6 protein-coding genes are annotated in these 7,954 nt (G+C 44.8%); 3 read left to right on the top strand and 3 right to left on the bottom strand.

All coding sequences use genetic code 11. The annotated features are described in order from the left end of the window. The coding region (locus ACESLK_RS12790; RefSeq protein WP_373229858.1) for a helix-turn-helix domain-containing protein at positions 1–465 on the bottom strand (465 nt) is incomplete at its 3' end. A gap of 213 nt (positions 466–678) precedes the next feature. Continuing rightward, the gene (locus ACESLK_RS12785) at positions 679–4,452 is read right to left on the bottom strand and encodes a fibronectin type III domain-containing protein (RefSeq protein ID WP_373229846.1); all 3,774 of its coding nucleotides are present in this window, start codon (positions 4,450–4,452) and stop codon (positions 679–681) included. A 724-nt stretch (positions 4,453–5,176) separates the two neighbouring features. Between ACESLK_RS12785 and ACESLK_RS12780 the strand changes: the two genes are divergently transcribed. Next, entirely contained in the window at positions 5,177–5,515 is a 339-nt protein-coding gene (locus ACESLK_RS12780) for an acyltransferase (RefSeq protein WP_373229845.1), read from the top strand. A gap of 72 nt (positions 5,516–5,587) precedes the next feature. Here the strand turns inward: ACESLK_RS12780 and ACESLK_RS12775 are convergent, their stop codons facing one another. Then, positions 5,588–6,979 (bottom strand): SulP family inorganic anion transporter, encoded by a 1,392-nt coding sequence (locus ACESLK_RS12775; RefSeq protein WP_373229856.1) that lies wholly within the window; start codon positions 6,977–6,979, stop codon positions 5,588–5,590. A 367-nt stretch (positions 6,980–7,346) separates the two neighbouring features. Here ACESLK_RS12775 and ACESLK_RS12770 point away from each other — a divergent pair, with 367 nt between their 5' ends. Both ACESLK_RS12770 and ACESLK_RS12765 read left to right on the top strand, forming a co-directional pair. Beyond that, positions 7,347–7,514 carry a helix-turn-helix domain-containing protein gene (locus tag ACESLK_RS12770; protein WP_373229855.1) on the top strand — a complete coding sequence of 56 codons (168 nt, stop codon included), beginning with the start codon at positions 7,347–7,349 and terminating at the stop codon, positions 7,512–7,514. A 20-nt stretch (positions 7,515–7,534) separates the two neighbouring features. Then, a complete protein-coding gene (locus ACESLK_RS12765) occupies positions 7,535–7,954 on the top strand; it encodes a universal stress protein (RefSeq protein WP_373229844.1) in 420 nt (139 codons plus the stop codon).

Raw genomic sequence — 7,954 nt, 5'->3', positions numbered from 1 at the left:
GTTCTGTCTTACGGTGGCCGACAGGATGCGGCCTTCTATCTCGCGCGATTTGGCAAAACGGACCCATCCGAGTTTCGGCAGTTTCAATTCTGTATCTTTGATCGTAATATTGGCATTGGTGTATCTCATGGTGTAGGATTGAACCGGATTTTTGCGGCTTTTGAAGCGAGGAGCGTCGCTGTGTTTACGAAAATAGCGATCGAAGGAATCCGCTAGATGGCGGACAGAAGATTGCAATGATATGCTGTCCACTTCCTTAAGCCAGACAAAAGCTTGTTTGAGTGCAGGGATACCTGTCGCACATTTGTGATAGGACAAGCCTGTTCCTGACTCCTTGTAAGACTCGTTCCATTTTGTCAAAAAATGATTGAACACAAACCTTGAACATCCGAACATTTGGCGAATGAGGATGATCTGCTCGGTCGATGGATAGAGACGAAAACGAAAAGCTTTGCGGTGCAGCATCTGAGTTTGCACACCTCCTTCTGCGAACGTAAATCCCTCTTTCATTATAGCACATTTGTTCGTATCTAGGGCAAAAAGAAAATGCCGATTCATCCCTCTCTTACTTCGTTGAAGAGGGATGAATCGGCAAGTTATGATAAATTGAAATCGCACCTCATCCCTTTCTGGATTGAGGTGCGATTTTTCGTTCGCCTTTCCTAACTTCGAGTATACTTAGACGTTTAGCTTAAGCAGCCGGCTGATCATAGCCGCCGCTTGTCCACGGTCGGCATATAGACTCGGTTTAAAGCTTCCATCCATGCCGCTTATCAGCTCCTGTGTGTAAGCTTGACGTACATAGGCTACCGCCCAGTCGCTAATATCGGCTGCATCCTTAAATGGTAACTCCTCCGTCTGATCATCTTGTGTCAGGCTGCCTTCCGCAGCATACTGGTATGCTTTCATAATCATGACCGCCATCTGTTCGCGGGTAATACGAGCATTCGGATCGAATCGAGTTTCACTAACCCCTTGGATCCAGCCTGCCTGGTATGCCGCCTTTACTCCATTATGGTACCATGCCTGTTCAGAAACGTCTTCGAACGGCAGCTTTCCGTCAACGGCCTTCAGCTTGAATGCCCGGGCCAGCATGACTGCAAATTCTGCGCGTTTCACTTCGCCGGACGGACCGAATTGGTCATTCGTCAAACCGAATACGATTTGTTTGGCAGCGAGAGATTCAATATCCTTCAGCGCCCAATGAGTGGAGATATCAGCGAATGTCTTCACACTGGTGAATACGGCATATTCTGAGAAATGCGGCAGCTCCAGCATTACCTGACCGCCCGAGCCGATGGATCCTCCTTGGTATGTCCACGCTCCCGTGGTTTCGTCCAACAGGTAAACACCCGAAAGATCTGCAGATGGTGTGCTGCTTGTCGATACCTTTAACTTAACAGGTTCGGAGAAAGCGGACACCTTGGCGCCATTCAACTGAACCTCGAAGTCATAAGCGGATGATAGAGGCTTGAGTGACTGCTTCGAAACCGATTCATCCTTCTCAAGTGTTCGGGCAGCAATCATGAGCGTCACGCTATCTTTATCAGCGGCGTTCAACCAACCTGGAGCAAGCTCCAGAGTAAGGCCTCCCATTCGGATATCGACCGGCTTCTTCTTGTCAGCTCCCAGCTTCAGCAACTCTCCGCTCAGTTCGACTTCCAGCATATCAAACGGCTTATCGGACGGAATGCTTAACACCAATCGCTCGTCTGTTCCGTTCAACGATTTCTTAGTCTCATCGATATTCGGAACGAATCGTAATTTGATGCCTTTGTCCGTCTCGGTGTATTCCAGTAGATCGGCAGGGGTCACAGGGAACGCGAATGATCCCGTTGGTCCTTGTGGTTCAGGCATCATGTCCGTTTTGACTTTAATTACGTCACTAATAACAGATTCAAGCCCTTCTCCGAACACGGATTTCACGGCAATCGAATATTCCGTATTATGCGTTAACCCTTCAATCCGATACTCTGTGCCGCTAACCGTTGTTCTTAATACTTCATCCACATACACTTTGTATCCAGTAGCACCATCAACAGATGACCAACGGATATCGATCGTGTTAGTGGTTGTCTTCGTGTCCGCTAAACCTACTGGAGGCAGCAGCACCATTACCTGAGATAAAATGTCTGTTGGAGTGGTTTCATTATCATGCTTATCTACCGCCGTAACTTTGAACACATACGTTTGACCTGGTATCAAGTCATTAAAGGTATAGCTAGTTTCTTCAGTTGTGACATGCGGTAAATCATTCATGTAGACACGATATGAAGCTATACCATCCTTGTCTTCCGCAGCATTCCATGTCAGTGTTATGCTTGCTGAAGATTTATCCTTAACTTTAAGACCGCTTGGAGGCGCAGCACTGGTTTCGACTACTATCGGGTCAGTGCCATCAGACATATTCCCCGCAAGATCGATTGTCTTAAGAGAAATGGAATAAGGTGTTTCTGGACTTAATCCCATAAGATCAAAGCCACTGTATACGGCATCCGAAACGGTAGTAGTAGTTAACCCGTTGTAATTCACTTCATAGCTACGAATTCCGATGTCATCAGTGCCTGGAACCCAAGATAGCTTGATGCTATCGTGCGTGACAGCTACTGCCGTCACATCGGTTGGAGCTGTCGGCGGGTTCGAATCGGGCATGTCAGGAGTCACCACGCTAACACTGTTACTTCGGGATCGGTTACCCGCCTTGTCAACAGCTTCAACTGAAAAATTATACGTAGTAGAAGGAGCAAGTCCTGTTATGTTGCCGTAAGTCGCTTCAGTGACACTCGGAATTGCGATATCATTCTGATAAATCTGATAGTGGTCGACACCGATGTTATCGGCACCGGCCTGCCAGGATAACTGGACTGTAGTATTATCTGTGTTTAGCTCTGGATCGTTCATTACCGGCGCTTCAGGAAACATACCCGCAACGTCGCCAGTCGTTATTACCGCATCCAAGGCATCGTACCACACTTCTGCCATGGTCTTATAGCCATCCGCGTTCGGATGAATACGATCACCGTTGGGAGCGGTAAAATATTGTTCTGTAACCATGGCATTCATATCCACGAAACCGACTTTCTTGTGGGCAGCATTTAACTGCTGCACGATCTCTTTCAAGTCGGCGTTATACGCTTGGATTCGTGGAAGCAACTCTACATTGGGCTGATATATGCCTGGTATTGATGCAACGATAACGTAGGTTTCCGGGAGGCGTGTCGTAATGCTCTCCAGCATTTTTTTCATATTGTCCTTTGCTTTATTGTCCGCGTTCCACATATCGTTAGTACCTGCATGGAAAAGAATGTAGTCAGGTGCATACACGAACACCCGACTGTCAATCAATTCTGTGGCGATACGTGTCGTTGTAAACCCTTCATGCCCTTCGTGATCTCGATCGAAATTCTCAATATCCGCCGGATTGGTGTCAAGGGAACCAACAAAATGTGCATTAGAATCCCTGCTCTGCAAAAGCTCAGAAAGGTACCCTCTATATCCGCCTGGAACATACCCCCCGTCAAAAACGCCTGCTGTAATAGAGTCGCCAAGCGGCATGATCGTAATCGTGCCGTCCGGTTTATTAGTCGCTGCTTGTAATGTATTACTCGGCAAAGATACTTTATCAATCGTCTTGGCTACAACATAAAACGTATGGGCTGTATTAGGCTCCAATCCTTCCACGGTGAAGGTTGTATCCTCCGACTCTCCCAGCAATATTCCCTTATCATCATCATAGACCTCATACTGATAACCATCACCAAACAGCGGCTTGTCCCATGCAAGATTGATAGATGTATCCGTTCGAGCCGCTACTCTTAGATCCGTAGGCGCCCACTGATATTGCAATTTTACATTATCGACATAGGCCGTTCCTTTCGCATTCTTTTGGGTAGCTTTTATATCAAACTCGACCTTGCTGGATCGAGTGCCCGGCGGCACTATCCCGGCAATATCAACATCATTGAATGCCTTGTTGGGAGCAGCCGAATTATAGTAGACATCTTTAAAAATGTGGGAAATATAAGCATCTGGATGAGGAACTGGTTGATCATAAAAATCAATTCGCATCGTAACAATTGCATTTAGCGCGAATTCAAAGAAAATATCAGCTGAAAGCGCAAAAGGCTGGTTCTCTACCATGCTGACCCATTGATGAGCCTCTGAAACTCCCCATTGCGCGGGGATGTCTTCCGTGTGCATCTTCAACACCCGATTTCCCGGTGGGGATGTTATATCAACGACCTCAAATGTATCTTCCGGAGGCCAGACTCCCCAATGTGCTACCCTTTGTTGTGACCCTTGTTCTAACTGTTCCTCAAACGTTCCGTTGACAATTAAATTGTCACCATATTCACTAGGTGCTCCATCGCCGGGCGCTGCGTACATGCTATTCACGGGTACGAACGTAACTAGTAACATAATAATTAAACCCATTCTGCTGACAAGTTTCATGGTATTCCCCTTTCGTTTCTACGGGTATCTCTGTCGCACCGTCATCAGGTTGACGAACATTGGAAGAAATCTAGTAGATATTGATACTAATTGTAGCAAAGTATATCCATTTGGGTAAACGGTGTTTTTTTGTAACATTATGTATCTTTTTGTCAAGTTACGAGATTTATTTTTACAAAATATATCCATTAAGTAAAATAATTGGGCATACCTAATTTCAACAAAACTTGTTCTTTTTCGCTAAAAAAACCCCGTGTCGATTCGAAAACATCATCGTTATAATGAAGTAACCACGACTGAAGTACGAGCCATGGTGAATGAAGTCAACTTCTGCTTGAATTATTTTTTGCAGAGTAATGCCTTTGGGCATTCATATATGAACGGGTTAGTCGCTACAAAATGATCATAAGGAGAGGTGATAATGTCCCAATGGATAGGACATGTTCTTAAACGAACACGAGAAGTGAAGAATAAAATCGTGACTTTGCTACTGTATAAATTACTTTTTTATCGAATAGGCAAACGGACGACGATTAGTTCGCCCTTGTATACTCATCATGCGGAATATATTGCAATAGGCGACCGAGTTTATATCGGACCCTCCTGTAGGATTGAGACTTATCCCGCTAATCCACAAACACAAACATCAAGACCCGTCCCAATCCTAAAGATAGGAAATGGTGTTAGCATCGGGCATGGAGTACTCCTTTCCAGCAGGCATTGTTTGATCATTGAAGATGATGCTCTGATTGCCGGAGGGTGTTACATAAGCGATAATAATCATTCCATCGATCCGGAAGGGCCTCAATATGCGGAGCAGCCTTTAACATTCTCACCGACAACGATAGGCAAAGGGGTTTGGCTTGGGCAGAATGTTTGCGTTCTTGCAGGCGCCAATATTGGGGAACGATCAATCATTGGTGCTGGGAGTGTCGTTAGGGGAATAATTCCGCCATATAGTATTGCCGTAGGTGCGCCTGCTCGCGTAATTAAACGCTATTCTTTCAAGACAAAGCAGTGGGTGCCCGCTAAGAGTTGGAAAGAGGATTCGGGGGTTATCTGAATAGGAACCAAGAAAAAGCCAAGGAAGACATTAATCTGTCTTCCTTGGCTTTTATTGAGGTATCGCGAATTGTCAGTGACCACCCGGCGACTCAATGCCGATTTTATCAATAATACGTTTGCTTTCCTCGTTCAGCCCTACAACTTCAACATGCTTATCTAACTGCCGATATTTCGCAACCGCCTTTGCAATGGCATTCACTGCAGAGTGATCCCACACATGGGAGTGGTTGAAATCAATCACGATATGATCGGGATCATCGAAAAACTCGAACTTCTCGGCAAAGTGTGACGTCGTTCCAAAAAATAATTGGCCCGAAACGGAGTAAATCTTCTTTCCGTCCTTTTCCAATCGAGAAGATACTCTAAGATTGGATATTCTCGCCGCAAAGATTAATGCGCTTAGAAGTACACCCGCCATAACGCCATAAGATAGATCGTGGGTAATAACAACAATACTGACGGTTACAATCATTACAAGCGCATCGCCAAAGGGTATCTTCTTAAGCTGAACGAGCGATGACCAGTCGAATGTGCCAATCGAGACCATAATCATGACGCCGACTAAAGCCGCCATCGGAATTTCTTTCACGACGCTGCTAAGAACAATGATCAAAAATAACAAGAAAGTACCCGCGACAAATGTAGATAAACGAGTACGGCCGCCTGACTTGACATTAATAACGGATTGGCCAATCATGGCGCAGCCAGCCATACCTCCGAAAAATCCAGTAACTACGTTAGCAAGACCCTGACCCTTGACTTCTCGGTTCTTATCGCTGCTTGTATCTGTCATGTCATCCACAATGGTTGCCGTTAACAATGATTCTAGGAGACCTACCAGAGCCAGCGAGATGGAATAAGGTAATATGATCATAAGATTATCAAGTGTCGGAATAAAGTCAGGAAGATGAAACACTGGAAACGCGCTGATAATATTCCCCATATCACCTACTGTCGGCACACCTATCTTTAAGCTTATCGTTATTGCTGATACAACGATAATGGCTACCAATGCAGATGGCACTGCTCTTGTGAATCGGGGCAGAATATAAATGATCAGAAGAGTCAATGCAACGAGACTATACATGATCCAGCCCTGTCCTACGAAATGCGTAAGTTGAGACATAAATATAAGAATCGCCAACGCATTTACGAACCCCGTCATTACAGAATGAGGTACGAAGCTTATAAATCTGCCAAGCTTAAGATAGCCTACAATAACTTGAATGATTCCCGTCAATACCGTTGCCGCGAATAAAAATTCAACACCGTGTGCTTTGACCAGCCCAACCATTAGCAATGCCATTGCACCAGTAGCTGCGGAGATCATTGCCGGTCTTCCACCAAAAAACGAGATCATTACAGCAATGATAAAGGAAGTATACAACCCTACCATTGGATTAACCCCTGCAACAATCGAGAAAGCAATGGCTTCAGGTATAAGAGCAAACGCTACCGTCATACCTGCCAGAATATTTGCTTTCGGATCTGTGAACCAATCTCTTTTTATGCTTAAACTAGCTGCCAAAACAACATTCCTCCCATAGATATATACTTTGACTTTTCACTCTCAGAAAAGTCGGGTCCGTTAGCTATCTCCTTTTTGGATTATACAGAGTTAGCATCTTTATTACGAGGCACTTTTATTGTCAAGAAAGCGCTCTTAAAGTGAGAATTCTTCTGTTTCCTTTTAATCACTCTTGAAATCAAGGTTTATTGGCTAAGTATTGATTAAAATATACATTTTTAATGCATTTGGGTATAATTGAGTTATATCTACAGCAACTAATTTTATACATTAAGGAGTTTTCCACTTGGAGCATGAAATTATGACAGTTGAACAAGTAGCCAAATACTTGCAAATCAGCGAAGTTTCGACTTACAAATTAGTGAATGAAGGACGAATTCCGGCATTTAAGATTGGGCGGCATTGGCGAATCCGTAAAACAGACCTGAAAGAAGCTCTCGAGAAGGTAAAACGAGGGGAACGCTTGTAAAATCAGAGGAGGTCAACCTTATGTACAAAAAAATATTGATAGCCGCAGATGGATCTCCACATTCTCTAAGGGCTGCGGACCAAGCAATGAAGATTGCCGTTTGCGACCCGGAAACCCTTGTTGAAATTGTGTACGTACTCGATGCAGCCGTTGTAAAAGCGGATGTGCTGCACCATTGGAATGATCTCGATCGTACCGACCTTCGCAAAAAGCGTGTTATCGCCGTTGAAGAGAAAGCGGCGCTTGCGGGCGTGAAATTCGAAACAAAAATTTTGCATGGTGAACCTGGTCCGGCAATTGTGAAATATGCTAACGAGAATCAAGTGGATCTCATTGTGCTAGGAAGCAGAGGTCTGAACGGACTACAGGAATTTGTTCTCGGCAGCGTCAGTCATAAAGTTGCCAAGAGAGCGAATTGTCCTGTTATGATTGTGAAGTAA

The organism is Cohnella sp. (assembly GCF_041640265.1).
Classification (GTDB): Bacteria; Bacillota; Bacilli; order Paenibacillales; family Paenibacillaceae; genus Cohnella.
Note: the sequence above shows the minus strand (reverse complement) of the source record. Positions and strands in the feature narration are given on the sequence as shown.